Origin of the sequence: Pseudomonas sp. KB_15 (assembly GCF_052114525.1) — a bacterium.
In the GTDB taxonomy this organism is placed as follows: Bacteria; Pseudomonadota; Gammaproteobacteria; order Pseudomonadales; family Pseudomonadaceae; genus Aquipseudomonas.
The window spans coordinates 1-491 of sequence record NZ_JBFREX010000176.1; the positions used below are offsets into that span (position 1 = coordinate 1).

General features: G+C 65.4%; 1 protein-coding gene. It reads right to left on the bottom strand.

All coding sequences use genetic code 11. The features are described 5' to 3' along the window. The coding region (locus AB4Z35_RS30320) for a VCBS domain-containing protein (RefSeq protein ID WP_442101204.1) at positions 1-491 on the bottom strand (491 nt) is incomplete at both ends.

Sequence of the window (491 nt, forward strand, 5' to 3'; positions counted from 1 at the left end):
TGTGGCCGCTGCTGTCCACGGCGATCGAGCCATAGGTGCCGGTATTGGACCCGGCAATACTCCAAGTGGCGGTGGCGTCGTGATCGATGTCGGTCGAGCTGAACTGGCCGCTGACGCTGAGCTGGGTGTCTTCCTGCACCGCGCCGGCCTCGTTGCCGGTCGCGAAGCTGAGCACCGGTGCATCGTTGCTGCCGGTGACGGTGATGGTCACCAGTTGGGTGTCGACGCCCCCCAGGCCATCGCTGACTTGCACGCTGAACATTTCATCGTGACTCTCGCCCGCCTTCAGCGCCTGCACCGCACTGGCGACACCATCGGTGCCGTTGGCCAGGGTGTACGYCCATTGGCCGCTGCTGTCCACCGCGATCGAGCCRTAGGTGCCGGTATTGGACCCGGCAATACTCCAAGTGGCGGTGGCGTCGTGATCGATGTCGGTCGAGCTGAACTGGCCGCTGACGCTGAGCTGGGTGTCTTCCTGCACCGCGCCGGCC